This is a genomic window from Mesorhizobium sp. M8A.F.Ca.ET.202.01.1.1 (assembly GCF_004791595.1).
Lineage (GTDB): Bacteria > Pseudomonadota > Alphaproteobacteria > Rhizobiales > Rhizobiaceae > Mesorhizobium.
In genome coordinates this window covers 1-311 of record NZ_SRUN01000211.1, presented here as the reverse complement: position 1 = coordinate 311, position 311 = coordinate 1, and the positions used below count along the sequence as shown (strand labels likewise).

Genomic DNA, 311 nt, shown 5'->3' with positions numbered 1-311 from the left:
GCGGCAATGTCGATTTCGGCACCTATGCGGAGATCATGGCGGCAGCTTAGGGGGCTGCCGGCATTGGACGCCAGAGTCGTTGGTTGGAGCCGTCAAAGCAAAAACGTCTTGCCGACCACGGATGGAGCGACCGTCTCGCCATAGGCGGCCGCGAGCGCGCTCACGGCGCGCCAGCCCGTGCAATGCCCGGGCGATATCAGCTGCAGGTCGAACTGGGCCAGCGCTTCGACCGTCTCGGGGATGATCGGCTCGGTCACCCCCGAGAGGTGGAAGCCGCCGAACACGCCGTAGGGCGGAATTTCCGGAAACCG

General features: G+C 65.6%; 1 pseudogene. It reads right to left on the bottom strand.

The window, feature by feature from the left end:
* Positions 1 to 92: 92 nt before the first annotated feature.
* Positions 93 to 311 (bottom strand): annotated as a pseudogene (locus tag EN845_RS34530) (MBL fold metallo-hydrolase); the annotation flags it as partial.